This window comes from Bacillus sp. PAMC26543, assembly GCF_014250375.1.
Taxonomy (GTDB): domain Bacteria; phylum Bacillota; class Bacilli; order Bacillales; family Bacillaceae; genus Bacillus; species Bacillus halotolerans.
Map to the genome: position 1 here is coordinate 593,773 of NZ_CP060193.1, position 26,957 is coordinate 620,729.

Here is a 26,957-nt window from a genome sequence, read left to right on the forward strand (position 1 = left end):
TCTAGAAAAGCACACCCGCCTGCAGGATGCAGTTGGCGTATGGTGTGAATTCTCCTGTTCGTATGACAGCTTTAGCTTCTTTAGTCAGCTCCTTAAATTCCTCGTGGGGAAGGCAGTCAACTGCCTCTTCAGAAAAAAGGATTTCTATAAAACTCGCATTCTCTGGATTGGATACCTTTATTTCGGATGCGACAATTACTTTTTCAACAGCCATTTCATCTGCCAGCACTGCGGCTACATCCTGGAAAGCCGGGAAACCCGGCTTCAGTGAGAGATCAATTTTCAGGACGCCGTCAGGAACGGGCAGCCCTGCATCAGCGATGACAATTTTGTCAGTATGGCCAAGGTCAGCCAATAGCTTGGCAAGATGACTGTTCAGTATACCGTGTCTTTTCATGACAGCAGCTCCTCTACTTCTTTTCTGGACGGCATTCCGCCTTGAGCGCCGAAAGAACATACAGATAGGGAGGCGGCGCGGTTTGCGAACCGTAATGCAGCTTCAATATCTTTTCCCTCCGCCAGGGCCACTGCAAGAGCCGCGTTAAACGTATCACCCGCCCCGGTTGTATCGACAGGCTCAACAGGGAAGGAAGGGATGATCCGCTCTTTGCTGCCGGATGAATAGCGCACGCCTTGTTTGCCTTCAGTGATAAAGAGCTTCGCCGGATAAAGCGCCAATGCTGCAGAAACCGTCAGCTCCGGAAATAAGATCGCCGCCTCATGTTCATTCGGCGTAAGATAGGCGGCATGGTCAATGGTTTCCTGCTTCAGCGGGCGGGCCGGTGCCGGGTTAAGCATGATCGGGATGTCGTGAGAATGGCAGTATCTGCACACTTCATCAATCGTTTCTTCGGGGATTTCCTGCTGAATCAGAACCATATCGATATTTTCAAGTTTTTCAAGAGCGTCTATCGCATAAGATGGGGTGATCTCATCATTTGCGCCTTTAACGACGACAATACTGTTATCACCTTCGGCAAGCACGATGTGGGCGGTGCCGCTTTCTTTATGTGTAACCGGTTCCATATAGTCGGTGCGAACACCGTTTGCTTTTAAATTATTCATGATGGCTGTTCCATAATGATCGTTACCAACCTTGCCAATCATAAAAACATTGGCGCCGAGTCTGGCGGCGGCAACAGCCTGATTCGCGCCTTTACCGCCCGGCACAGTTTGAAATGAAGTACCCAGTACGGTTTCGCCCGCGTTTGGGCGTTTGTCTGAGGTGACCACCAAATCCATAGAACAGCTTCCAATCACACAAATATTACGCATCGTTTTCTTCCTTTCTTGTCGTGTTTCTTCTTATATACATGACGGGCATTTGAATCGCCGTTTCTGCGAGAGGCTGTTTTTTTATGATGCTCAAAAGAAGTTTAGCCGCTTCTTTACCCATGTCATATGCCGGCTGTTTAATCGTTGACAGCGGCGGAAACAGCAGCTCGCTTTGGGGAATATCATCGTAGCCGATAATTTGAATATCCTCGGGCACTTTTTTCCCGCGCCGCAAAGCTTCATGCAAAACAGCCGCTGCTTGAATGTCATTACTGGCAATTACCCCGTCTGTCTCAGGATATAAGACAAACAGCTCCTTTGCCAGTGCCTGTGCATCCTTAAAAGAAAAGGACGCCGTCTCGATGATATGAAAATCAACACCCGCCTGCTGTAATACCTCTAGAGCGCCGTGAAAGCGGTCTTGGGCAGTCGGCAGGTGAGCAGGACCCTTCAGGAGCGTAATGTGTTTGCTTTTTCCATGAACAATTGCTTCCGCTGCTAATTTTCCTCCGGTATGTCCGTCACTGGATACAGAAGGAGCGCCTTCAGGTGTTCTGTCCAGGAAAACGACTGGCTGATCAATGCCGCTGTATTCCTCAAGATGCGGATAATTTGTTGCAGCAATAATACCTGCGACATGATTTTGTTTAAAGGTTTGAAGGTATTCAAGTTCTTTATTTAATTCCTCGTCACTGTTGCCGAAAATAAGCCGATAGCCTTCCCGGTTCAATTCATCCTCCGCGCCGCGGGCAAGCTGGGGGAAGAAAGGGTTTGTAATGTCCGGAAGCAAAAGCCCGATCAGCCTGGATTCTCTTTTATAAAGAGACCTGGCGACTTCGTTCGGATAATAGTTCAGCTTCTCCATGGCGGCCATCACACGTGTTCTCGTTTCTTCATGTACATAGCCGTTGTCATTCAGGACGCGGGAGACCGTTGCAACTGAGACGCCCGCGGCTCCCGCGACATCTTTAATTGTAGCCAACACAGCTCCTCCTCATTTGTGTAACCGTTTACACAGATAGATTATCATGAACATTCCGTTATTGGCAATAAGAAAAAAATAAAACATGGCGATATAGCAAACCGAACTGTAAATGGTGTATAAATATGAGAATTTAAAGATATTCACGCTTTTTTTGACAAAGTCTTCACAAATCTGGATGAACATTTCATGAACGAATATTAAGTTTTATTAAAATTGTTTCAAAGTCATGCGTTTAGACCTGTAAATAGGATGAAACAGATTAGACTATCCGCCCAGAAAATGTTTAATTATGTTAGAGAACCTGGACCTGTTTGTTTGCCGTTTTTATTGCAGGGGCCATTAGTCAATTTGGAATGGGCCTAATATTGTCTATTCCGTGCAGAAAGGATGACATTATGACCTTATCCTTAAGAAACAGGCAGAAATAATTTTATGTTCATAAGAACCGGAAACACGCATTGTATCAGCAAAAGCCTGATATACCGGGCTTGAAAAAAGATTGATTTGAAATGCATATTAAACTGAACATTCAAGGTATGACTAAACGTCCAGAAGGAAATCATTTGGTGGATGAAAGCGCATTCGTTTTTAGTATTGAAAAAATCGATAAGATGTAAGTCCTGTCGATTTCCAAAAATAGAAAACACTTTGTAGGTACAAAATCTCTTTCAAAAGAGAAGTTTGGCTCAGTAGATTAGGGGAGATTATGTTACATAATGCCGATTGAGAATTCATAGTGATTCTATATACTGATGAATGAATTTACAACAATATAGAAGGAGATGTCGATAAGCAATGTGGTTACTCATTATAGCCTGTGCTGTCATACTGGTCATCGGAATATTAGAAAAACGGCGACATCAGAAAAACATTGATGCCCTCCCTGTTCGAGTGAATATTAACGGCATCCGAGGAAAGTCCACTGTGACAAGGCTGACAACCGGAATATTAATAGAAGCCGGTTACAAAACTGTCGGAAAAACGACAGGAACGGACGCAAGAATGATCTATTGGGATACACCGGAGGAAAAGCCGATTAAACGGAAACCTCAGGGACCGAATATCGGCGAACAAAAAGAAGTCATGAGAGAAACGGTAGAAAGAGGAGCCAACGCCCTCGTCAGTGAATGTATGGCCGTTAATCCGGACTATCAAATTATCTTTCAGGAAGAACTTCTTCAAGCTAATATCGGTGTCATCGTAAACGTGCTGGAAGATCATATGGATGTCATGGGGCCGACGCTTGATGAAATTGCAGAAGCGTTTACCGCTACTATTCCTTATAATGGCCATCTTGTCATTACAGATAGTGAATATACCGAGTTCTTTAAACAAAAAGCCAAAGAGCGAAACACAAAAGTCATCATTGCTGATAACTCGAAAATTACTGATGAATATCTTCGTAAATTTGAATATATGGTATTCCCTGATAACGCTTCTCTCGCATTGGGTGTGGCTCAAGCACTCGGCATTGATGAAGAAACAGCGTTTAAAGGAATGCTGAATGCGCCGCCAGATCCGGGAGCAATGAGAATTCTTCCGCTGATCAGTCCGAGCGAGCCTGGGCACTTTGTTAATGGGTTTGCCGCAAACGACGCTTCTTCTACTTTGAATATATGGAAACGTGTAAAAGAAATCGGTTATCCGACCGATGATCCGATCATCATTATGAACTGCCGCGCAGACCGTGTGGATCGGACACAGCAATTCGCAAATGACGTATTGCCTTATATTGAAGCAAGTGAACTGATCTTAATCGGTGAAACAACAGAACCAATCGTAAAAGCTTATGAAGAAGGTAAAATTCCTGCAGACAAACTGCATGATCTAGAGTACAAATCAACGGAAGAAATTATGGAATTGTTAAAGAAAAGAATGCACAACCGTGTCATATATGGCGTCGGCAACATTCATGGTGCCGCAGAGCCGTTAATTGAAAAAATCCACGAATATAAGGTTAAGCAGCTCGTAAGCTAGGAGGAAATGCAGACATGTTCGGATCAGATTTATACATTGCACTAATTTTAGGTGTACTACTCAGTTTAATTTTTGCGGAAAAAACAGGGATTGTGCCGGCAGGGCTTGTTGTACCGGGGTATTTAGGACTTGTGTTTAATCAGCCGGTCTTTATTTTACTCGTATTATTAGTCAGTTTGCTCACCTATGTCATTGTGAAATTCGGTTTATCCAAGTTTATGATTTTGTATGGACGCAGAAAATTCGCTGCCATGCTGATCACAGGGATCGTCCTGAAAATTGCCTTTGATTTTCTATACCCGATTGTACCATTTGAAATCGCAGAATTTCGAGGAATCGGCATTATCGTGCCAGGTTTAATTGCCAATACCATTCAGAAACAAGGATTAACAATTACGTTCGGAAGCACGCTGCTATTAAGCGGAGCGACCTTTGCTATCATGTTTGTTTACTACTTAATTTAATGTAAGGTGTGTCAAACGATGAAAAAAGAACTGAGCTTTCACGAAAAGCTGCTGAAGCTGACAAAACAGCAAAAAAAGAAAACCAATAAGCACGTATTTATCGCGATTCCGATCGTTTTTGTCCTCATGTTTGCTTTTATGTGGGCAGGCAAAGCAGAGACGCCAAAGGTTAAAACCTATTCAGATGACGTTCTTTCAGCCTCATTTGTAGGCGATATTATGATGGGGCGCTATGTTGAGAGAGTAACGGAACAAAAAGGGGTAAGCAGTATTTTTCAATACGTTGAGCCTATCTTTAAAGCATCAGACTACGTAGCCGGAAACTTTGAAAACCCGGTAACTTATAAAAAGAACTATAAGGAAGCAGAAAAAGAAATTCATCTGCAGACAAACAAGGAATCCGTAAAAGTCCTGAAGGATATGAATTTCACGGTCCTTAACGGCGCGAATAACCATGCCATGGATTACGGCGCACAGGGCATGAAAGATACACTTGAAGAATTTTCGAACCATAACCTCGATATCGTTGGGGCTGGATACAGCTTGAGCGATGCGAAAAAGAATATCTCATATCAGGAAGTAAATGGGGTAACAATCGCAACCCTTGGATTCACGGATGTATCCGGCAAAGGTTTCGCGGCTAAAAAGAATACACCGGGCGTGCTTCCCGCAGATCCGGAAGTCTTTATCCCTATGATTTCAGAAGCGAAAAAACATGCTGATGTCGTAGTTGTACAGTCACACTGGGGACAAGAGTATGATAATGATCCGAATGACCGTCAGCGCCAATTGGCAAGAGCTATGTCTGATGCAGGTGCCGATATCATCGTCGGCCATCACCCGCACGTCCTTGAACCGATCGAAGTCTATAACGGGACCGTCATCTTCTACAGTTTGGGGAACTTTGTGTTTGACCAAGGCTGGACAAGAACCAGAGACAGTGCGCTGGTGCAGTATCATTTGAAGAAAAACGGAACGGGACACTTTGAGGTAACGCCGATTGATATCCATGAAGCGACACCTGCCCCGGTTAAAAAAGGCAGTCTGAAACAGAAAACAATTATTCGCGAACTGACGAAAGACTCTAATTTCGCATGGGAAGTAGAAGACGGAAAACTGACTTTTGATGTCGATCACAGTGACAAACTAAAATCTAAATAATGGAGTGATATAAGATGAAATTTGTCAAAGCCATCTGGCCGTTTGTTGCCGTTGCAGTCGTGTTTATGTTTATGTCAGCTTTCAAATTCAACGATCAGCTGACTGATCAGGAAAAGCAAAAAATCGATACAGAAATTCATAAAATTCAACAGCAGGAAGAAACGGCAAACGCCGCTAAATAACACAATAAAAAAAGTGAATGTCTTACGAGACATTCTCAGCTTGTAGAGAAAACGATGTTTTTTCTACAAGCTTTTTTGTTTCTTTAGATGCTTATTGTATTTTAGATACAGAAAAAGGCTCCCACATATCTATCCCTGCTTGGATAGGTATGTGGCAATCTTCTTCATGTTCTGGCATGCGGCTGTGAGGAGAACTTGTTCGCTCACATTTCGTTGTCCCCTCAACCTGCAATAGCGAAGCCCATGCAGCTGTTTTGAATCTGCAAAGCTTCGCTCTATTTTTTCTTTTCTTTTTTTGTAGAGGTTTTTTCCTGAAACAGACAAGCGATTTTGTCTGACCTTTTCTTTATGGTCTTCCCATACATGCCGAGTAATCACTTTCTGCCGATTCTTTGATTTTGTACAGTTTTCAAGCAGCGGGCATGAGGAACATATTTCAGGATTTGATTTATATGTCCGGTAGCCTTTTCGGTCAGTTGTTGAGTACGTAAGGGTTTGCTGGTTCGGGCAAATATATCTGTCTTGTTCACTGTCGTAATGAAATTTCCATTTTGGAAACAAGCCTCGGATAGGGTGATAAAGTCTATGTGCGATGACACCAAAGATTTGTCGGTCAGATAATCCTTTACAGATCGGAGTCGTTAAATATCCGGAATCAAGGGCGACGGCTTCTACTTGAAACCCAAATCGTGCGATTTGGTGATCCAATCGGTCAAGATAGGGCACAGAATCATGGACATTTCCAGGTGTGACATAGGTATCTGTGATAATGTTGTATTTCATATCTGTTGTGCGGTGATCTAAATAGAAAAAACCTTCTGGTTTGTTTTCACGATACAGATATCCACTTTCCGGATCTGTTGTACTATGGCGGATCTCTTTTTCAGCTTTCACCTCCTCTTTGATTGTTAATGGCTTTTTTCCGTGTTCCTCCCGATCCTCTTGAATGGCTTCATTTAAATCTTTGATATAGTTTTGGGTATCCTGCGCAATTGTTTTTCTTGTGTATTTATGCTTGTTGGCATTGGCTTTCAGATGAGTTGAATCGGTGAATAGGACACGTCCGCCCACCATGTCATGATTGATGGCCTGAAGAACGATCTCATCAAAAATGTCTTGGAAGATGGTTGTATCTTTAAAGCGTGTGCGTCTGTTCCAGCTGATGGTGGAGTGGTGCGGAACCGGGTCATTGATATTCAGTCCCAAAAACCATCTGTACGCCATATTGTAGTAAATTTCTTTTTCGAGCTGTCTTTCTGAACGGATACCGTAGAGGTAGCCGATAAACATCATTTTGAATAAAATTAGCGGATCAAGTGAGGGGCGGCCTTTGTTTTCGCTGTAGTAGGGTTTCACCTTTTCAATGATGAAAGAGAAGTCTATGTGTTTATCAATTTTACGAAGCAGATGATCCTCTTCGACGAGTTGGTCAAGCAGAACAAATTCGGCTGCATTTTGAGAAGAATTTCTTGTGTGCAACATGAGAAAGACACCGTCCTTGTAAGTCTTTCTTTTATTTTATTACATGAGAATGGATATTTTAAGAAAAAATAAAGGCTGTCGAGATTTTCTCGACAGCCTGTGAATGTCTTACGAGACATTCTCTTTTTTTTATTTGCCATTTCGAAAGCCAGCATATTCATTCTGTAAAAATATCAAAAAGTCTCTTAACATATCTAGAAAAATACCGATGTTAAAACTGCAAATAGAGGAGGAGATAATAAAAGTGAACACACTGGCAAACTGGAAGAAGTTTTTGCTTGTGGCCGTTATGATTTGTTTTTTGGTTCCTATTATGACAAAAGCGGATATTGCGGAGGCTGATGCAAAATCTGACCTGATCATCAGTGAAGCAAAGAAACTGCTTGGGTATAAGTATAGATACGGCGGTGAAACTCCGAAAGAAGGCTTCGATTCATCTGGATTGATTCAATATGTTTTCGGTCAGGCTGATATTCATCTGCCGAGATCTGTGAACGACCAGTCAAAAGTCGGAACGGCAGTAAAGCCGGCAGATCTAAAACCAGGTGATATTTTATTTTTCAAAAAAGAGGGAAGCAGCGGGACTGCACCGACACACGCCGCTCTTTACATTGGAGACGGGCAAATGATTCACAGCACCCTATCAAAAGGGGTTATCGTCACAAACTACAAAAAAAGCAGCTATTGGAGCGGCTCTTACATTGGAGCGAAACGAGTCGCTGCCGATCCGGAGACTGCTGATGTGGCTGTTGTGCAGGAGGCCGAAAAATACCTCGGCATTCCGTACGTTTTTGGCGGAAGCACACCGTCAGAGGGCTTCGATTGCTCAGGGCTTGTGCAATATGTCTTTAAACAGGCGCTTGACATCTATCTGCCGAGATCAGCAGAGCAGCAGTGGGCAGTAGGCGAGAAGGTGGCGCTTCAGAACATTAAACCCGGTGATGTCATCTATTTCAGCAATACGTATAAAACAGGAATTTCGCATGCCGGCATTTATGCAGGAGGCGGAAGGTTCATTCAGGCGAGCCGGTCTGAAAAAGTAACCATTTCCTACTTATCAGAGGATTATTGGAAATCTAAGATGACAGGCATCCGCCGGTTTAACAACCTGACGATTCCGAAAGAAAATCCGATTGTGTCGGAGGCGACGCTCTATATCGGGGAAGTTCCTTACAAAAAGGGCGGGATTTCTCCAGAAACAGGATTTGATACTTCTGGCTTTATCCAATATGTTTACCAGAAAGCGGCAGGCATTTCACTGCCCCGATACGCGACGAGCCAGTATAAAGCGGGAACAAAGGTTGATAAGGCTGACCTGAAACCGGGAGACATTGTCTTTTTCCAATCAACAAGCTTAAACCCGGCCATCTATATCGGAAATGGCCAAGTCGTTCATGTCACATTAACAAATGGTGTAACCATTACCAATATGAATACGAGCACGTATTGGAAAGATAAATACGCGGGAAGTATTCGGGTGCAATAATAAAAAACAAAGACTCCAGGATCTCTGGAGTCTTTTCTTTATGCATATTGGCCGGATAGAAGCTGATCTATAAAGTAGGCCACACCATTTTCATCATTGCTTTTCGTCACGTAAGTGCTTTTTTCTTTCAGTTCATCAATCGCATTTTCCATGGCGATTCGGTGTCCTGCCACTTCGAACATGGATAAATCATTCGGACTGTCACCAATCGCATAGATATCTTGCGTCTCAATTCCGTATTTGCCGGCAAGCTCAGTCAGCGCGCGCCCTTTGCCGGAAGAGGCCGGGAGAATTTCGATAATGTGCTTTCCGGAAGAGGTTTGCGCCAGTTTTTTATGATGCTTCAGTTCTTCCTTCGCATGTCTCAGTTTTTCCATATCAAAGGAGAAGCAAAGGAGCTTGTAAATGTTTTCGCTGCCGTCGAAAATCGATTCGATATGCGGGATCGGTTTGATGCCGAACTGCTTGAACTGGGTCATGGCCCCTTTCCACAATTCATCCATGTTTTCATCTGGATTGGCGCTCCTTAAAATGTCAAGCTCTGCTTGAAGCTTAGATTCGCCGTCAAAAGGAGAAAGCAGATGGTCATCTGTATAGACCTCGAAGTAAATATTTTTTGAGAGCAGGTAATCAGCGATCGCTTTGCCGGCCTCTTGATCCATTAATGTCCGGCTGATCAGGCGGTAGCCTTTGTCATGAACCGTTCCGCCATTTGCCGCGATGATAGGGATATCCAAGCCTTCCAGCAGCGCTTTAACATCAAACGTTGCTCTTCCTGTGCAAATGGTAACGAGGATACCCGCATCAAGCGCCCGCTTGATAGCCGCTCTGTTTTCATTAGAAATGATGCTTTCCTTATTCAGCAATGTACCGTCTAAATCAATCGCTATTAATTTCATATGTAGGGGAAACCTCCTTAATAATGAAGCTGCTTCGTGTAGTATGTTCAGCTTTCATACGAAACATAAACCATATAGGACAAGGCTAAACCTTACGATCCTATTTTTCAACAATGAAATATGTAAAACGGGATGGCTGCACGCCATCCCGTTCATTATACACCTAAATCGTTTTGCAGCTCTTCTTTCACTTCCTGCAGTTTTTCCTGATTCAATCTGAAATAGTAGACGCCGCCAGGCTCATAGTCATAGCCTGTCAGCTGGATGGATTCAACCGACTTCAGTGAAGTGATAAACGGGAACAAGCCAATGGCATCTTTAAGAGATAGGTTCATTTTTAAGTTTTCTCCCATTGTATCCACAATATCATCATAAGCCGGAATGGAGCTAAGTGATTTTGATTTATCGATAATGGCTTTCAGCACTTCCATTTGTCTCTGTCCGCGTAAAAGATCACTGTCAGCTTTACGTGTTCTTACGTAAGCCAGCGCTTCCTCTCCATCAAGCGTGTGTGTGCCTTGTTGAAGGACAACTTTTCCTTTTGTATCCTTTTTGATTTGCTGGATGACTTTATCGCTTTTTACGTTGACTGTGACGCCATTCAGCTCATTTACCACGTCTTCAAACGCAGTGAAGTTGCTTTCGACTACATAATCAACGGGAATATCAAGCATTTCTTCAACTGTTTTCACACTTAGATCTACGCCGCCATAGGCGTGGGCATGCGTAAACTTATCATAGCCATGGCCTGGAATATTCACATAGGCGTCGCGCGGAATGCTCAGCATTTTGGCTGTTTTTTCTTTGCGGTTAAAGGTAATCAGTACATTCGCATCACTTCTGGCCTGGTCTACCGTCTCACCGTTTTTCTCCCTGGCATCAATCCCTAAGAGCAATACAGAGAAAGAATCCTTTCCAGGATCAAACTCTTTAATCCGTTTTACAGATTGTTCTCCGCGGGCAAGACTGACGTGAGCTTCTTTAGAAGCGTTGTTCAGTTTGACATAAGCGTATGTGCCGACAGAACCTGCGGCAATGATGAGAAAAGCCATTACACCGGCTAATAATTTCACCCATTTTCGTAGGCGTCTCTTTTTCTTCTTACGTTGTGATCGTTCTTCCATATCAATACCTCACGTTTCATTAATATTTGAAGCGTACCATTCATTTTGCCGTAGGGCAACTGCTGATAAGACAATATTCGATAAAAATTCCTATATTTATATGTTTTTGTTTTTAGAGATTTATGATGATGTGCTGAATCACCTTCTATTGGACGCCACTGGGGAAAAAAATGTTTCGGTGCAGTTGAAAAAAACGCCAGTAAATTAATGGATATTAGATGTCTGTACGTCTGCATAGGTTTACTTGCCGGAAAAATAGGCTAAAAGATTTCTAAAAAACTCCGTGGACAGTACCATTGGATCACTGATTGGAGAAAGGGAGTCATTTCTATGAAGAAGCAGTCAAATATATGGCTTTATTTTTTCGGCGCTCTTGGTGGCGCTTTATACGGCTATGATACCGGCGTCATTTCGGGAGCCATTTTATTTATGAAAAAGGATTTAGGCCTCAACGCCTTTACAGAGGGACTTGTTGTCAGCTCTTTATTAATCGGAGCGATACTCGGTTCCGGAGCGGCTGGCAAGCTGACGGACCGTTTTGGCAGGAGAAAAGCGATTATGGCTGCCGCGCTGCTGTTTTGTATAGGAGGATTGGGAGTTGCGCTTGCGCCAAATACAGGAGTGATGGTGCTCTTTAGAATCATTCTGGGACTGGCAGTCGGAACATCGACAACGATCGTGCCGCTGTATTTGTCTGAGCTGGCGCCAAAAGAGAAACGGGGTGCGCTTTCGTCCCTCAACCAGCTGATGATTACGGTCGGTATCCTGCTTTCCTATATCGTCAATTACATATTTGCCGATGCGGAAGCGTGGCGCTGGATGCTTGGATTGGCTGCCGTACCATCATTGCTCCTGCTCATTGGTATTTTGTTTATGCCTGAGAGCCCGCGCTGGCTGTTTACAAATGGTGAAGAGGGCAAAGCGAAGAAAGTTCTTCAAAGATTGCGGGGAACAAAGGATATTGATCAGGAAATCCATGATATTAAAGAAGCGGAAAAAGAGGACGAAGGCGGTCTGAAGGAGCTGTTCGATCCGTGGGTGCGCCCGGCGCTGATTGCCGGATTGGGACTGGCGTTTCTGCAGCAATTTATCGGTACGAACACAATCATTTATTATGCGCCGAAGACCTTTACAAACGTCGGGTTCGGAAACTCCGCCTCTATTTTAGGAACGGTCGGAATCGGAACAGTGAATGTTCTTATGACTCTTCTCGCCATTAAAATCATTGATAAAGTTGGAAGAAAGCCGCTGCTATTATTCGGGAATGCCGGCATGGTGATCAGCTTGACTGTCCTGGCTATGGTGAATCTCTTTTTCGATAACACCCCGGCCGCATCATGGACGACAGTCATTTGCTTAGGCGTGTTTATCGTTGTGTTTGCCGTCAGCTGGGGCCCGGTTGTCTGGGTGATGCTTCCTGAACTATTTCCGCTTCATGTGAGAGGCATCGGTACTGGAGTCTCTACCTTGATGCTGCACGCTGGAACTTTGATTGTTTCTCTAACCTATCCAATTTTAATGGAAGCGATCGGCATCAGCTATTTATTCCTGATTTATGCTGCGATCGGCATTATGGCGTTTCTATTTGTCCGGTTTAAAGTAACAGAGACGAAAGGAAAAAGCCTTGAAGAAATTGAGCAGGATTTGCGCGATAAAAACGGCCAGAGTGGATCGGCAGGTAAACAGCAGACAGCGGGAACGTAAATCATATTCAAAAGGGTGCTGCCAACAGGCGCACCCTTTTTGCTGCTTACCTTCCAACTGTTCCAAAATTAATGATTTTGAACGAAATATCGTATGTGAACTCTGCCTCAGTGAACGTTTCATCCCAATGCCCTTTTACTTTATCCCAGTAATCCGGGTATTGAATCCGAACGTAGTCAGATAAAAAGATAGGGTCTGCTTTATACGTATGCTGCAGCTGATCCATAATCTGCTTGATATCGTGTTTCAGCTTTTTCTCAAAAATGTTTTCCAGCTTACGCAAATAGCTCTCGCTAAAAGAATTTTCTCTTGGACTTTGATCTTCTGTCAGAATGCCTGTTGTTTTGACAGAAATATGAAAGACAGGCTTTCCATTCTGAATGGCAGGTTTGATTTTTGATTTGGACTTCTTAATCTCAAATGTAATCGGAGATCCTTTTTCTTCCGCCGGCATGACGCCGCCTTGGATCGTCCCCATTACCCATGTCAGCGCTTGTGTTTCATCCGCTGAAAGAAATCCGACGAGTTTATTGCTGCCGCTTTTAATAATGCCAGCCCCGTCATACTTTGCTTTTCCCTTTTGGTTTTTCACGGCTTGAATGAGAAAACTGTAGCCGTTTTGGCAATAGATAGAAGCTCTTCCGATCCGAAGCGGCATCATAATTTTCCCGTTATATCCGCTGTTATTTGTCAGATCAATGAGTTTTTCGGAAGGCATCGGCAGCTGCTGCTTTGGACTTCCTTCCGTAAAAATGTCTCCAGCTTCCCCTCTGGCTGCCATCAAATAGCTGCTTCTCCTCAGCTCATCATCCCGGATAAAATGGTTGAACAATTGATCCATATTTTGGTTTTTCATTAGCTTTTCTCCCAAAAGAATCACTTTTAAATGGTCGCTATAGATAGGAGGGTCCTTGATGGATACATCACTGACCGCTTCGAGAATGGTTTTCCCGCGGGAGGTCACATTGACAAATTCCGGTTTTCCTGATGCTTGGCTGTCTTCACTTTGAGGAAGAAGGTTTTGATAGGTTAATTTATACTGATGGTCATCAGTTTCATCGATTGCAAGTCCCCTGGCGAAAGACAGTTTTTCAATATTTTTGACATCCCAGCATCCGCAAAGCAGCTGCAGCATCAGAACCATTGCTGCGAGCTTTATTATTGTCTTCATTGCAGCTGACCCCTCCCCAGCTTCTTCTGTACCCAGCTCAAAAACCAGATGAGAAATGGTATGATAATGACACCTAAAAATGCATATCCGAGAAGTGAACCGTAATAAAACACGGCATTAAGATCGTCAGGAAGCATTGTGAAGAAAAATGTAACAGCCAGCAGTGCAGCAAGCAGCCACGGATTGTTTTTATTTTTTAGGTGAAAGACATCTGTTAATCCGATATGCGCGCCTTTAAAAGAGCCGAGCATACATGCAAATTGCTGAGCTGTCCAAGTCAACTGTAAAAACAGGTCAAATCGTTCAATAAAAATCCCTGGGATTTCTAATGCGTGGATGAGTGAAATGGTCGGCCACGTCACTGTTTTAGCTTCAGCCACACTCATACAGCCAATGACAATAAACAAAGTAATGCTGTAGAAAACAGTTGAGGTTGCAATGCCCAAAGCGACAGCTTTTTTAACCTTCTTCGGATCTTTCATAAAGGGAATGAGATAAAAAATGACTTCAAATCCTGAAAAATACAAAAGGGTTTTAGGAAATAAAGAGAAAAAACTTTGATAGCCGCCTTCAAATACGGGTCGGATAAAATCTAACTGAAACAAACGAAAGCTAAACATCAGAAGCATCAGAAAAATAATAATAGTAACAGGAAAGATATACGCATATACCTTCGCAATGGGGTAAACGCCTCCGGCCACATGATAGATGGCAACCGCCAGAAAAATAATGACGACAACCGCCATCGGCGTGTTTTTTAATAGAAAGAATGCGACAACCTCTCCCAAGACCCGGGCTTGAAAGCATACGATACCGATAAAATAAAGGGTAATAAATAAATTCAAAAAGAAACCGATAAATTTTCCGGCTGCAATGCTGTTGAGCTCAAAAATCGTTTTCCCGCTGTTTCGTTGAAGAAAAGGCAAAAAAAGCAGAGCATAAATAATAAAAATAACGCCCTGAAGCAGGATCATAATCCATCCGCTCGGACTTTCGGTTTCAGCGGCTGAGCGGGGTAGGGTTAAGACACCGGCACCGATCATTGTACTGCTTACCATAATAAGCGTCTGCATAAATGTAAGCTTGTCCTCTGATTGCATCATAGCCATCACCTTTGTCTGATTTTATCTTTTGTGTCTTTACGGGTAGGTCTCCTTTTTAAAAATAGGGTAGGGATGCGAATCACAGTGTCCTTTAAATCTTGTCCGGGCTGTGCCATTATGGGAATAATGTAATCTTGGCCAAAGCTTTTCAGTCGCATCAAGTGGCCGATCACAAACAGAAAGACCATGATGACGCCATACATGCCAAGTATCGCGGCACTTATCATACCCGCAATGCGAATAATCCGCAGCGGAAAGTTAAAGGCGTATGAAGGAACGGTGAATGATGCCAATGCGGTAATTGATACAACTATGACCATCAATGCGCTGACGATTTGCGCCTGTACGGCTGCCTGTCCAATGACAACACCTCCAATAAGCCCAATCGTCTGCCCGATCGGTTTTGGCAATCTTAAACCGGCTTCCCTGATCAGTTCTATCGTAAATATCATAATAAAAGCTTCGACAAAAGGCGGAAAGGGAACATTCAGCCTGCTGCCCGCAATCGAAATGGCCATTCTCGTCGGCAAAAGACCGGTGTGAAAGGAAACAAGAGAAATATATAAGCCGGGCAAATAAATGGTAATCAGGATGCTTGAATATCGAAGCAAACGAATAAGAGACATTGTAATCCAGCGCTGGCTGTAATCATCCGGTGAATGAATAAATTCATCCACCGTTGCCGGTACAATCAATGCAAATGGTGTACCATCTACTAATATGGAGACCCGTCCTTCTAACAATGAGCTTTCTACACGATCAGGACGTTCCGTGCTTAAGATCGTGGGAAAGATTGAAAAGGGTTCATCTTCAATGAGCTGTTCAAGTGTGCCTGATTCCGGCAAATCATCTGTCGTGATGGATTTCAGCCGTTTAAACACTTCTTTTATGACATAATCAGGTGCAATATCCTGAATATAAGCGACAGCTATCTTTTTTTTCGTCCTTTTGCCTATTGTCATTTCTTTTATGACGAGATTAGGGTCACTCGTCCGCTCTCGCAAAAGCGCCGTGTTTGTCCGCAGTTTTTCAATAAAACCAATCTTCGGCCCGCGTTCCACGATTTCTGAGGAAGGCTCTTCAAGGTTGCGCGTCATTAACGTTTTCGTATCAAATGCCAGCCCCGCGCTGTAACCATCGGCCAGCAAAATGGTATGTCCGGTAAAAATGAGCTGCTGTATTTCTTTTATTGTAGAAACAACGCTGTGATGATAGCCGAAAAAGAAAGCGGATAAATCTTCAATCAAGCCTTCTTTTTGAGCTAACGATTCTTTTTGTAAAGGAGAAATGACGTATTGTGCCAGAAGCTTATTTTCTGTCAAACCGTCAATATACAGCAGGCAAGCCTTCTGTCTGCTGTCTCCGAAAGAAAACGTATAAAACATGATATCGTCGTTTTGCCCCAATTTTTTTTTCAATGTTTCTACATTGCGCTGGAGATCAGAGTCGATTTGCATAGTTTCTCTCCTTTATAAAAACATATTGACGGTTTTTCTTAATTTGTATCAAAAAAGGAGAATTATTCTTCATAAGGAAAAGGCTGAAACAAACCTTCTTTTGAAAGTGATATAATAAAAAGGAAGCGTTTTCTCAAAAAGGGGTCATTGATACATAATGCTTTGTACATATGTTGTCATTGAAAAGCAGACAGACATAGGGGCGTTTGTAAGGGGCACGCATCGGGAAAATAATGATCAGTCATTTAAAGGGGAGGGGTACGGATCATGACGCAATCACCGATTTTTTTCAAGCCAGTGTTTAAAGAAAGAATCTGGGGCGGCACCGCTTTACGCGATGTCTTCGGGTATGACATTCCATCAGAAACAACAGGGGAGTGCTGGGCCATTTCCGCTCATCCAAAAGGACCGAGCACTGTTGCGAATGGCCCGTATAAAGGAAAGACATTGACCGAGCTTTGGGATGAGCACCGGGAATTGTTCGGAGGCGTGGAGGGAGACCGGTTCCCGTTACTGACGAAGCTGCTGGACGTAAAAGAAGATATGTCGATTAAAGTCCATCCCGATGATTATTACGCTGGAGAGAACGAACAGGGAGAACTCGGCAAGACGGAGTGCTGGTATATTATTGACTGCAAAGAAAATGCAGAAATCATTTACGGACATACGGCGCGTTCAAAAACTGAGCTTGTCACAATGATTAACAGCGGTGACTGGGAAGGCCTGCTGCGAAGAATCAAGATTAAGCCGGGTGATTTCTATTATGTGCCGAGCGGTACGATACATGCTTTATGCAAAGGGACGCTTGTGTTAGAGACCCAGCAAAATTCAGATGCCACATATCGGGTCTACGACTATGACCGTCTCGAAACAAGCGGCAAGCCAAGAGAGCTTCATTTTGCAAAAGCCATTAACGCGGCGACCGTTCCCCATGTGGACGGATATATAGACGAATCAACCGAATCACGAAAAGGAATAACAATTAAAACGTTTGTCCAAGGGGAATACTTTTCCGTCTATAAATGGGACATTAATGGAGAGGCTGAGCTTTCGCAGGATGAGAGCTTCTTGATATGCAGTGTAATAGAAGGAAGCGGTTCGCTTACGTATGGAAAAGAAACATGCCCGCTTAAAAAGGGCGATCACTTTATTTTGCCTTACAATATGTCCGACTTCACAATTAAAGGCACATGCACATTGATTGTGTCACACATGTAAACTTAATCTCACTTAGAGATTAAGTTTTTTATTTTTCAAAAATGGAATGGATTGACCTATAAATAGAGCATACGCGTGCCGATAAATAAACTAGTTTTATATACTCATTGAATAAGAAAGAGGAGAAGGAATGAAAAAGAGATTAATCGCACCGATGCTTCTGTCCGCCGCGTCCCTTGCCTTTTTTACCATAACCGGCTCTGCACAGGCTGCAGCGTATACGGACTACTCGATTTATAAGGTGGAGCCGGCAAAAACATTCAGTACAGAAAGCCAAGCCTCTCAGGCCGCCGCCAAATTGGAAAAAGACACAGGCTGGGATGCCTCCTATCAGGCTTCAGGAACAACAGCAACCTACCAAATTACCGCTACAGGCATACATAGCGAAGCACAAGCTAAAACCGTGCTGAGCGGACTGACAAAACAGACAGCCATTACAGGCACATCCAGTCCAGTCGGCAGCAAACAGCCGTATATGACCATCACGTCCGGCGCAATACCAAGTGAAAAACAGGCCAACACCCTGCTGGCCAAGCTTAAGCAGGAAACAGGGGTATCCGGCGCTGTGAAGATGTCCGGCACAGCCCAGTTTTACATGAACGTGGTTACCTCGGAAATAGCAGATGAGATGAAGGTAAAGGAGCTTATCCAAGGCCTGACAAAGAAAACGGGGATAAAAAGCACGTACCAGCCCGTTACTCATGAAGTGTCTGTAACAAGCATTCAATCAGGTGCTATTATCGGAGACAGCAAGGCTGCCCAAGTCAAAAACGCATTCCAAAAAGAATCAGGACTGAAGGCATCATTAAAAGAAACAGCGAAAGGCCAAGCCTATTACACGTTTACAACAGCCTCTATATCAGGTGAAGCAAACGCCAAGACTTTGTTACAGCAGCTGAAACAAAGCACCGGAATTACGGGAAGCTACAAGTCAATCAATCAAAAAACTACAGCAGACGTATACAATGTCCAATCGGCTTATTTCAAAGGGCTGAATACAGTGAAGGATGCCATCAGCCAAATCAAGAAAAACACTGCGGTGTCCGGATATTATCAAAAGGTCGGCAAAAGCACATCATATACGGTAAACATGAAGAATTTGACAAAACAGCAGCTTCAAAAGGTCGACGCATTTTTCAAAAAGAAAAAATGGCATTACACGTCATCTGCCGTGAAAAAAACGGCAACATCATCTGCCTATCAAATTACGACTGCACAGGTTTTAGGTGAGCAGCAGGCCAACAAAGCTGCGGCCTTCTTCACACAGAAAAAAGTAAAGGCAACGAAAAAAGCGACTGGAAAAAAAGCCGAAAACCAATATCAGCTCATTTCTGAAGAAACAACAGACCAAGCAAAAGTTACAAAAGGTTTGAACGTTTTAAAGAAGTATAAGCTAAGTGCTGCAGCAAAAACAGTAAAAAAACAAACTGCCAACACGTTTAAAATTACAACTGAATCTCTGCTGGATGCGGCAAAAGTCAATGAAGCCATCACGTTCTTTAAATCAAATCAGATTTCAGCCGCAAGCAAAAAAACGGGTCAGACAGCAGGAAGTAAATATCAAATCATCACTGAGGCGATCATCAGCCAAGAGGACATCGATCGTGTACTTGCTTTCTTCAAAAAAAATAACGCCTCTGGCACAGCCGCGAAAACAGGCGCGACAGCATATACACAATACAAAATCCTGACATCTCAGCTCAGCAGCAAAACAGCATTGAACAATGGACTGAACTATTTTAAAGCTCAGCAGTTAAGCGCGAACTACACGACCAAAAGCAACACGCTTTATAAAATTAGCCTTAACGAGCAATTCACAGGCAATAGCGCAGCTTCAGCGGCATCAGCGAAGCTGAAACAATTATATGGATGGACATCATCCATTGTAAAAATAAAAAACGGTCCGCAAATCATGAAAACGAATTATAATCTCTCGCTTCGTGATATGGTTCAAAAACAAATGAAAGTCAGCCCGCAAACCGACGGTGCAGCTTACGTATCCCTCGCGTATATCAATACAGCAACCTCTACGGTTACAGCTGATGTACTCAACATCCGGTCAACGCCGGCAGTCAGTCCGACGAACGTCATCGGCCAATTAAAAAAAGGCGATAAAGTGAAAATCATCGGCCAGACAAACGGCTGGGCCAAAATCAATATGGGGTGGAGAAACGCCAGCAGTGATGAAGTAGGACAATACGTTGACCCAAACAACTTTTCCATGGACAGCAAATACTACTTCCAATTTCTTAAGCTGTCACAGACAGCCGGCCTCAGCGTTGCCGAGGTCAATCAGAAAGTGCTTACGGGCAAAGGCATTCTGACAGGAAAAGCAAAGGCATTTATCGATGCTGCAACTAAGTACAGCATCAACGAGCTATATTTAATCTCACACGCTCTCCTTGAAACAGGAAACGGAACATCCGATTTGGCCAATGGTTTAACCTATAACGGAAGAACCGTTTATAACATGTACGGAATCGGCGCATACGATAGCAACCCGAACTACTACGGCGCCAAATACGCATACGAGCAAGGCTGGTTCACACCAGAAGCCGCCATTATCGGCGGCGCCAAGTTCATAGGCTCATCCTACATTCATAACACAGCCTACAATCAAGACACGCTATACAAGATGAGATGGTCAGCCACAGCTGCACACCAATACGCAACAGATATCGGCTGGGCGTACAAACAAGTAAACCGCATGTACAGCCTGTATTCATTACTGGATGGATACACACTGTATTATGATGTTCCGGAGTATCAATAATAGCAACTGAAAAACTTATGATTCGTTATGCAATCTCTCTTTGTTATTTTTTTTACTTTTTAAAAAATAGGCTGAAGCTCTGTTTGCTCCAGCCTATTTTTAATTTCATACTTCAATCTTGTCAGCAACAAACATAAATACGCTCATTCTTGAACCATTTGGAATGGCAGCATCATCAGGTCTGATTTTTGTGTTTCCTTTGATAAAACCTATCTCAAGAACATTTGATTTTTCACCGCCGGCAAAATACCAAGACCCCATGCGGATATCCTTCTGTTTTAAACGAAAATCTCCCTCTATTGCTTGATGAAGTAAACTGATATAGCGTTCATTTAAATTAACTTGGAGGTTTCCCCCTGTATTGATAGTAATATTTTGGACTAAATTTGATGTGTATGATGGTAAATAACCTGAAGCTGGAACCACCCATTTTTTATTTTGGGCATTATATTCTAATATGAATGTTTGAATAAAAGGTTGGAATCTCTCTGGTGATTTCTCTTGATGACCGACCGTTTTTAATAAAGGAGTCCGAATGATAGGTACGTGATTCATAAAATTTTCATAAGAGTGGTAGGCATAAATTCTGCTTATTCTACTGCCTTCTTTACCGCTGGTGATTCCTACCATCAGAGATTTTGCTCCAGTTTCGGGATTAGTGTACATGCAAATCCCTTCAGGTTCACGGAAATTATTTTCATATCGATAAGAAAGGTCACTGCCAACAGTAATTTCTTTCTGTAACAAAATCTTACCGGAAGTATCGAACACAGTAATGAGGTTGGGATACGTTTTGCTGTTAGTATCTCCTGTATACCAATATAAATAGCCGTCATCTAAAAAGAACCCTTGTAAGTAATGAAGTTCTTCAGGAATGTTTATCGTATATAGAGGGTTATTTTTATTTGCAATTGCATCATCCAGGTTAAAGACTGTAACCCATTGTTTATTTTTCACTGTATCATATTGTCTGAGTGCCAGCTGTCTATTCTTCATATCAAGTGAAGGTGTAACCCTATGATTTAAAGGGAGATTAGAGAAGCGCTGAAGTTCCTTGGAATTTTCGTCTAAAGTAGCACCAGCTTTATATGGAAAACAAACTAAATCACTTTTATCTGTTTCATTCGGTCTATCGTATAGTGACCAGATATAAATGGTGCCGTTGCGGTTTTCAATCCCGATATTTGTGCCGTGTCCTCCATGTTTCAATAGCATGCTGTCTAATTGCAATCCCTCAAAAGAAAGACGGGTTATCCGAAAGCTTTGAGGGCTACCGCCTCCCATCCCGGTTGCCACTTGTGTCGTATAAATTTGATGATTTTTTTCGTCGAAATTAAATGATTGAAGGACCGTTTTGTCAGCAACACGAAGTTCAGTAAATAATTTTGGAGTTATTTTTGTGAAATTAAACAGTTCTTTTTGGGCCATATGTTCATCACCTCTATCAATTTTTGCTGCCACCAGAAGCAACTATTTATATTAAAGCAAACACACGTTCGGTAGTCAAGAGAAAAAAAGAACACTTGTTCTATTTTTGAACAAGTGTTAAACAAATGTATTATATTTGATCTTTTATAAATTGTAATAGGTTCTTACTGGAGTTTCCTCTAGAATACAAATTCCACTTTGCTGAAAAATCTTTAATTGCGGGAATATTAAAGGAAGCTCTGAGGATTTCATTCAGCAATGACTGACTGTCATAACAGGCTCTTCCCGGTATGACTGAAAGATAATTATCAATCAACCCACGTTCTTCATTATATTTCTTAAAATCATATGTGTAGAAAAGAATCGGTTTATTTAGAATAGAATATTCAAATGGAACGGAAGAATAGTCAGTGATTAATATGTCTGCCGTTATAAGCAAATCATACAAAGAGTAATCTGAAACATTTTTAATATAATGACTAGAAGAGGTAAAGGCTATATTGTTTTGAACTGCGGGATGCAGTTTAACGTATAAAACATATTCTCCGTTTAACTGATGAATGAGTTGCTCTTCGGTTAAAGGCAATTGTATTGTGTTCATATCATAATCTCTAAAAGTCGGTGCGTAGAGAATGATTTTCTTTTTGTTTTTTTGAAAATCAGCATTCTTCTTTTTGCTATGAGTGTAATATGGATCAGTTAAAGGCACACCTGTTCTTAATAATTGATGATCCTTTACCCCAAAAGACTTCTTAAAGATATCTGCCATTTCTTCAGAGCCAACGGTTATATAATCAAAAGACCTGTATACCTTTTTGAACCTTTTCAAATCAGTTTGTGTTCGTTGCAGGTTTGTTATATCCTCTAAACCAAATTTTTTTAAAGAGCCGTTTGCGTGCCAGACTTGGATACACTTGGTTTGAGGCCGTTTATTTAGCACGTTTGTTAACAAGAAGTAATTATCTGTAAGAACGACTTTACTGCTAAACATAAGATAAACGGCTCTAAAAAGATGAATAGGACTTTTTTCTTTTAAAGAATATGCTTGGATCTGAGAAAATCGCTCAGCTATAGAGGATGCCTGCTGTGTATATAAAATGTTTAAAGTGAATGGGTACTGTTTTCGTTCATATTCCTCCAAGATCGCTTTTGCGTTTGCTTCAAACGAGATAAGAAGTGTTACATTATTCCTTGGTTTAACCCATTGCAGAAAAAAGGCGATTGCTGATAACAAATACAGATAGCAATTCGCCAATAATGCTCTTATTTTCATTTTTATCAATCCACTTGTTTATATATTTTCGTTTATAACTGTTTTGTATGATCTTTTTCAGGTTTCGGATAAAAAGTCTTTCCGGTTTTTTCTTCCTTTAAAACAGCTAAAGCGTATTTTGGAATGCTGAGCATTCTTTTCCAGCGCCATGGATTTGTCACTAAACGATAAAGCCATTCCAAATTCAAACGAATCATCCAGGAAGGAGCCCGTTTGACATTGCCGCTAAACACATCAAAGCTTCCGCCGAGTCCTATTGAAACAGCCTGAGGGAATAAATGTCTGTAGTTATGAATGAACTTTTCCTGATGAGGGTATCCTAATGCTACGAATACCATATCTGGCTTTGCATTTGCAATGTGTTTTGCTACTTTGGCTCTGTCTTGGACATATCCATCTGAATAGCCCGTGATTTGTATATTTGGATATTCAGAAGAAATTTTGGATACGACATTCTCTATAACATTTTTCTTCGCACCGTATAGAAATATACGTTTTTTCTTTTTGTTAGCAATGCCGAGCAACTCTTTAAACACGTCGAATCCTGCGATTCGGGATTGAAGTCTGCTGTTAGTCAATCGGGACATCATGACTACTCCAATGCCATCAGGCAAAATAAAGTTTGAAGAGGACAATACATTAAAGTAATCTCTATCTTTAATAGCCGCATATCCTATTTCGGGATTTACCGTAGAAATAAATGCCCCGATTTCCTGATCAATATAATGTTGTTCAAGGTGATTCATGAAGGATGTGAGGTCGCTGTTTACATAAGAAATATGATGAATAGTTTCAGTTTGCATGTCCGGATCCTCCTTCCCTTAATAAAATCTACTTATATAGTTAAATCCCAAGAGATAAAAAAACAAAATAACCTACCGTATATTTTAACATAAAACCCGAACAATGGCTTAACATTATCTTTACATTAAATTTAAATATGTTTCCATTTTTACAATTGGATGAACGGATGAACGATAATCCTTGCTACCAAAGGAGTTTTAGTTTGTTTACATATTTTGGATTGTTTTTCTCTGCATGAGCACTTAACCTTTTGTGGGCTGTATGCTATAATTAGTGATCAGTGAAGACATACGAGAAATATGTCGATATAAGGAATGTAAACAAAATAGTTGCCCAGGGTATTTAGAATTCAATCGCTAACGACGGTAGTGTTTTTAATATTGTTTTTTTAACATTAGGAAGGAGAGTTTCTCTAAATGAAGAAAGTCATCACTTACGGAACTTTTGATTTATTGCATTGGGGTCATATTAAATTGCTTGAACGTGCAAAGCAACTTGGTGATTATTTAGTTGTTGCTATTTCAACGGATGAATTTAACTTACAAAAGCAAAAAAAGGCTTATCATAGCTACGAGCACCGTAAATTAATTTTAGAAACTATTCGGTATGTTGATGAAGTGATTCCTGAAAAAAACTGGGAACAAAAAAAGCAGGATATTATTGATCATAATATAGATGTTTTTGTTATGGGAGATGACTGGGAAGGTAAATTCGACTTCCTTAAAGATCAGTGTGAGGTTATCTACCTTCCTCGAACTGAAGGCATCTCTACAACAAAGATTAAAGAGGAAATTGCTGGTATATAATTTGAGGTCCTGATATCATTGGCTTAATATCTAAAAAAGTACTTCTTATTGAAATAAGAAGTACTTTTTGATGCTTACATTGATTTTTATACAAATGTATCCGGGAAAGATATCAATTTCAATGAGCATACATTCTAGGAGCCGAAGGGAGTAAGAAATGTCTTTACATGCGGTGAGTGAATTTAATATAAAACAAAAAATACCTGACATGAATTATTATTTTATTTCTGGTGGCCTGCCGAGTAATTACGGAGGTCTGACAAAGTCACTGTTATTGCGCTCAAAATTATTTGGAGAAGAATGTAACAGAAAAACATTTTTTTTAACGTTTCGCTTTGATCTTGAATTGGCTTCTAAAAAGCAGGATTTGTATAAAAACGGTAAGATCGATGAAAAATATACTAGCGTTATAAATCTATATGATGATTTCTTAAGTGTGAAAACAAATGGGAAAAGATCATATGAGGAAAAATTAGGGCTTGAACAGATAAAAAAGCAAGCTGGTATGGGGAAATTCGCCAAAACTGTATCGAGGCTATTTGGCAAAAGAAACAGTGAAATTTCCGTAACTTATTATGCTGACGGAAAGACAATCCGTTATGTTGATTATTGGAATGACAAAAGTCAGCTTATAAAGCGAGAAGAATATACAAAAAACGGCGGTCTAGCACTTGTTACTCATTATGATGAGCAATTAAATAAGATGTTTTTGCAGGAATATGTCAATAATAAAAATCAAGTTTATTTAGACAAGCACTATGTATGGAACAGTGAAGAGAAGGATATTCAATTCTCACATTTCACTTGGTATTCTTTAGAGGGCGAAAAAAAAGTTAAAGACGAATCGGAACTGCGTCAATTTTGGATAGATTATTTACAAAATGAAAACGATGTACCGAAGCTATTCCTAGTTGATAGCCGGCCTCAGGATAAGCATGTTTTCAAAGTGAAGAAATCATCTTCTACCTATTATGGAGCTATTATTCATAATAAACATTATGGCAATAATAAATACCAAATCAAAGGCCGTTACAAAGAAGTATTCAGTCAAATGTATAATCTGGATGCTATCTTTTTTATAACGGAAGAACAAATAGACGATTTCAGATTAATCTCAGGAGATCAAGAGACGTTTTTCTTTACTCCGCATACAATCGATAAGCCGCTTAATCCTAATGTATTGAATGTGCCGAGTGAAAAATACAAAGCTGTCATTATTTCAAGACTCGCATCAATGAAGAATCTAACACATGCAGTAAAAGCTTTTAGCTTAGTAGTGAAAGAAATTCCCGAAGCTAAACTAGATATATTCGGATCTGGTGAAGATTTTGAAAAAATAAAAAAAGAGATTGAAGAGCATAAACTTCAGAATAACGTCTTTTTGAAAGGTTATACAAATAATCCGGACTTGGAGTTTCAGAAAGCGTGGCTTACGATATCAACCTCCCACTTTGAAGGATTCGGTCTCTCAAATATGGAGGCGCTAAGCAATGGGTGTCCTGTTGTAACGTATGATTATGATTATGGAGCAAGGAGTCTTGTAACTGACGGAGTCAATGGATATGTCATTGAGCAGTATAATATAGAAAAACTGGCTAAGGGCATCATCACTTTAATGAGAGATGAAAAAACTCATCAGGAATTCTCAGAACAAGCTTTTAAAATGGCTGAGAAATATTCAAGATCCAACTATATTGGAAATTGGGGTTATGCATTGAACCGAATGATTGAGGTTCGTGAAGAAAAAGCAATGCTCTCTAAAAAGATAGGGAAAAAAGAGCTGCCAATCAGTTCATATACTAAGGATCAGGATGAGGTTGAACTTAAACTTGACCCTTACGCTCAGGAAGACTTAGTTAAACAAATAAGCTTAGTGGGCTTGGACAGAAAGAATAAGGCTGAGATGATTAATATTCCCTTACTAAATGACAGTCATTTTAGAATTGACCTGAAAAAAGATATTAATATTGAAAAAATAGCAGCTAACAAAACTCAGGTCATTGATTTTTATATTCGTTTTATTGGAACTAATCATATAAAAATCATGCGCAGGGTTTCGAGTGAAGAAATAAAGTTTGACAGGAATCATGTGATGACGGATCTTGGTTATTGCATAGAACCCTATACAACAGTAAAAGGTAATTTCTCCTGGAAATTAACGGAGCTGAAAGAAGGTTAATACCTT

The 26,957-nt window shown here is 41.3% G+C and carries 22 protein-coding genes; 10 read left to right on the forward strand and 12 right to left on the reverse strand.

Annotation, left to right across the window (positions count from 1 at the left end; genetic code table 11):
- Position 1: 1 nt before the first annotated feature.
- The 3 genes from rbsD to H7F27_RS02990 are packed head-to-tail and all read right to left on the reverse strand — an operon-like array spanning position 2 to position 2,257.
- Positions 2-397, reverse strand: a complete 396-nt coding sequence (gene rbsD / locus H7F27_RS02980) for a D-ribose pyranase (protein WP_185848544.1) — start codon at positions 395-397, stop codon at positions 2-4.
- Entirely contained in the window at positions 394-1,275 is an 882-nt protein-coding gene (gene rbsK / locus H7F27_RS02985; RefSeq protein WP_185848545.1) for a ribokinase, read from the reverse strand. The genes rbsD and rbsK overlap by 4 nt, the downstream gene beginning before the upstream one ends.
- Positions 1,268-2,257: a LacI family DNA-binding transcriptional regulator gene (locus H7F27_RS02990; protein ID WP_185848546.1), complete on the reverse strand. Its 990-nt coding sequence runs from the start codon at positions 2,255-2,257 to the stop codon at positions 1,268-1,270. The genes rbsK and H7F27_RS02990 overlap by 8 nt, the downstream gene beginning before the upstream one ends.
- Before the next feature lie 798 nt (positions 2,258-3,055).
- On the opposite strand from H7F27_RS02990, the gene pgsB reads away from it, so the two are divergent.
- Genes pgsB through edmS form a run of 4 tightly spaced genes read left to right on the forward strand, consistent with a single transcriptional unit; the run spans position 3,056 to position 6,044 of the window.
- A complete protein-coding gene (gene pgsB / locus H7F27_RS02995) occupies positions 3,056-4,237 on the forward strand; it encodes a poly-gamma-glutamate synthase PgsB (protein ID WP_019715925.1) in 1,182 nt (393 codons plus the stop codon).
- Between the two features lie 14 nt (positions 4,238-4,251).
- On the forward strand, positions 4,252-4,701 hold the full coding sequence (pgsC, locus tag H7F27_RS03000; RefSeq protein WP_010332116.1) for a poly-gamma-glutamate biosynthesis protein PgsC: 450 nt from the start codon (positions 4,252-4,254) through the stop codon (positions 4,699-4,701).
- Positions 4,702-4,719: 18 nt separating this feature from the next.
- A complete protein-coding gene (gene pgsA, locus H7F27_RS03005; RefSeq protein ID WP_101865001.1) occupies positions 4,720-5,862 on the forward strand; it encodes a capsular polyglutamate synthetase PgsA in 1,143 nt (380 codons plus the stop codon).
- Positions 5,863-5,876: 14 nt separating this feature from the next.
- Positions 5,877-6,044 carry an extrachromosomal elements maintenance protein EdmS gene (edmS, locus tag H7F27_RS03010; protein WP_010332114.1) on the forward strand — a complete coding sequence of 56 codons (168 nt, stop codon included), beginning with the start codon at positions 5,877-5,879 and terminating at the stop codon, positions 6,042-6,044.
- A gap of 129 nt (positions 6,045-6,173) precedes the next feature.
- On the opposite strand, the gene H7F27_RS03015 is transcribed toward edmS, so the two are convergent.
- Positions 6,174-7,526, reverse strand: coding sequence for an IS1182 family transposase (locus H7F27_RS03015; RefSeq protein WP_185847898.1), 1,353 nt, complete (start codon positions 7,524-7,526; stop codon positions 6,174-6,176).
- 244 nt (positions 7,527-7,770) lie between these two features.
- Between H7F27_RS03015 and H7F27_RS03020 the strand changes: the two genes are divergently transcribed.
- Positions 7,771-9,012 (forward strand): C40 family peptidase, encoded by a 1,242-nt coding sequence (locus H7F27_RS03020; protein ID WP_185848547.1) that lies wholly within the window; start codon positions 7,771-7,773, stop codon positions 9,010-9,012.
- A gap of 38 nt (positions 9,013-9,050) precedes the next feature.
- Here H7F27_RS03020 and H7F27_RS03025 read toward each other — a convergent pair whose 3' ends face one another.
- Both H7F27_RS03025 and H7F27_RS03030 read right to left on the reverse strand, forming a co-directional pair.
- Positions 9,051-9,911 (reverse strand): Cof-type HAD-IIB family hydrolase, encoded by an 861-nt coding sequence (locus tag H7F27_RS03025; RefSeq protein ID WP_024123066.1) that lies wholly within the window; start codon positions 9,909-9,911, stop codon positions 9,051-9,053.
- Between the two features lie 155 nt (positions 9,912-10,066).
- Positions 10,067-11,035, reverse strand: a complete 969-nt coding sequence (locus H7F27_RS03030; protein WP_069486829.1) for an LCP family protein — start codon at positions 11,033-11,035, stop codon at positions 10,067-10,069.
- A gap of 330 nt (positions 11,036-11,365) precedes the next feature.
- On the opposite strand from H7F27_RS03030, the gene H7F27_RS03035 reads away from it, so the two are divergent.
- A complete protein-coding gene (locus H7F27_RS03035) occupies positions 11,366-12,739 on the forward strand; it encodes a sugar porter family MFS transporter (protein WP_103671241.1) in 1,374 nt (457 codons plus the stop codon).
- A 46-nt stretch (positions 12,740-12,785) separates the two neighbouring features.
- On the opposite strand, the gene H7F27_RS03040 is transcribed toward H7F27_RS03035, so the two are convergent.
- Genes H7F27_RS03040 through H7F27_RS03050 form a run of 3 tightly spaced genes read right to left on the reverse strand, consistent with a single transcriptional unit; the run spans position 12,786 to position 16,470 of the window.
- Positions 12,786-13,910, reverse strand: coding sequence for a spore germination protein GerBC (locus tag H7F27_RS03040; protein WP_103671242.1), 1,125 nt, complete (start codon positions 13,908-13,910; stop codon positions 12,786-12,788).
- Complete coding sequence (locus H7F27_RS03045; protein WP_185848548.1) at positions 13,907-15,013, reverse strand: spore germination protein GerBB; 1,107 nt, start codon at positions 15,011-15,013, stop codon at positions 13,907-13,909. Before H7F27_RS03045 ends, H7F27_RS03040 begins: the two co-directional genes overlap by 4 nt.
- 5 nt (positions 15,014-15,018) lie before the next feature.
- Positions 15,019-16,470, reverse strand: a complete 1,452-nt coding sequence (locus H7F27_RS03050; RefSeq protein WP_101861400.1) for a spore germination protein GerBA — start codon at positions 16,468-16,470, stop codon at positions 15,019-15,021.
- Positions 16,471-16,737: 267 nt separating this feature from the next.
- Between H7F27_RS03050 and manA the strand changes: the two genes are divergently transcribed.
- Together manA and H7F27_RS03060 are read left to right on the forward strand one after the other, a co-directional pair.
- Positions 16,738-17,688: a mannose-6-phosphate isomerase, class I gene (manA, locus tag H7F27_RS03055; RefSeq protein WP_024123059.1), complete on the forward strand. Its 951-nt coding sequence runs from the start codon at positions 16,738-16,740 to the stop codon at positions 17,686-17,688.
- 130 nt (positions 17,689-17,818) lie between these two features.
- Entirely contained in the window at positions 17,819-20,461 is a 2,643-nt protein-coding gene (locus tag H7F27_RS03060; RefSeq protein WP_185848549.1) for a glucosaminidase domain-containing protein, read from the forward strand.
- Positions 20,462-20,566: 105 nt separating this feature from the next.
- On the opposite strand, the gene H7F27_RS03065 is transcribed toward H7F27_RS03060, so the two are convergent.
- The 3 genes from H7F27_RS03065 to H7F27_RS03075 form a co-directional block, all read right to left on the reverse strand.
- The gene (locus H7F27_RS03065; protein WP_101861403.1) at positions 20,567-21,889 is read right to left on the reverse strand and encodes a phage baseplate protein; all 1,323 of its coding nucleotides are present in this window, start codon (positions 21,887-21,889) and stop codon (positions 20,567-20,569) included.
- Positions 21,890-22,019: 130 nt separating this feature from the next.
- Positions 22,020-23,162: a CDP-glycerol glycerophosphotransferase family protein gene (locus tag H7F27_RS03070; protein WP_101861404.1), complete on the reverse strand. Its 1,143-nt coding sequence runs from the start codon at positions 23,160-23,162 to the stop codon at positions 22,020-22,022.
- Between the two features lie 32 nt (positions 23,163-23,194).
- Complete coding sequence (locus H7F27_RS03075) at positions 23,195-23,965, reverse strand: WecB/TagA/CpsF family glycosyltransferase (protein ID WP_024123055.1); 771 nt, start codon at positions 23,963-23,965, stop codon at positions 23,195-23,197.
- A 417-nt stretch (positions 23,966-24,382) separates the two neighbouring features.
- Between H7F27_RS03075 and tagD the strand changes: the two genes are divergently transcribed.
- Positions 24,383-24,772 carry a glycerol-3-phosphate cytidylyltransferase gene (gene tagD / locus H7F27_RS03080; RefSeq protein ID WP_024123054.1) on the forward strand — a complete coding sequence of 130 codons (390 nt, stop codon included), beginning with the start codon at positions 24,383-24,385 and terminating at the stop codon, positions 24,770-24,772.
- Positions 24,773-24,929: 157 nt separating this feature from the next.
- Positions 24,930-26,951 (forward strand): alpha-glucosyltransferase N-terminal domain-containing protein, encoded by a 2,022-nt coding sequence (locus tag H7F27_RS03085; protein ID WP_185848550.1) that lies wholly within the window; start codon positions 24,930-24,932, stop codon positions 26,949-26,951.
- Positions 26,952-26,957: the final 6 nt, after the last annotated feature.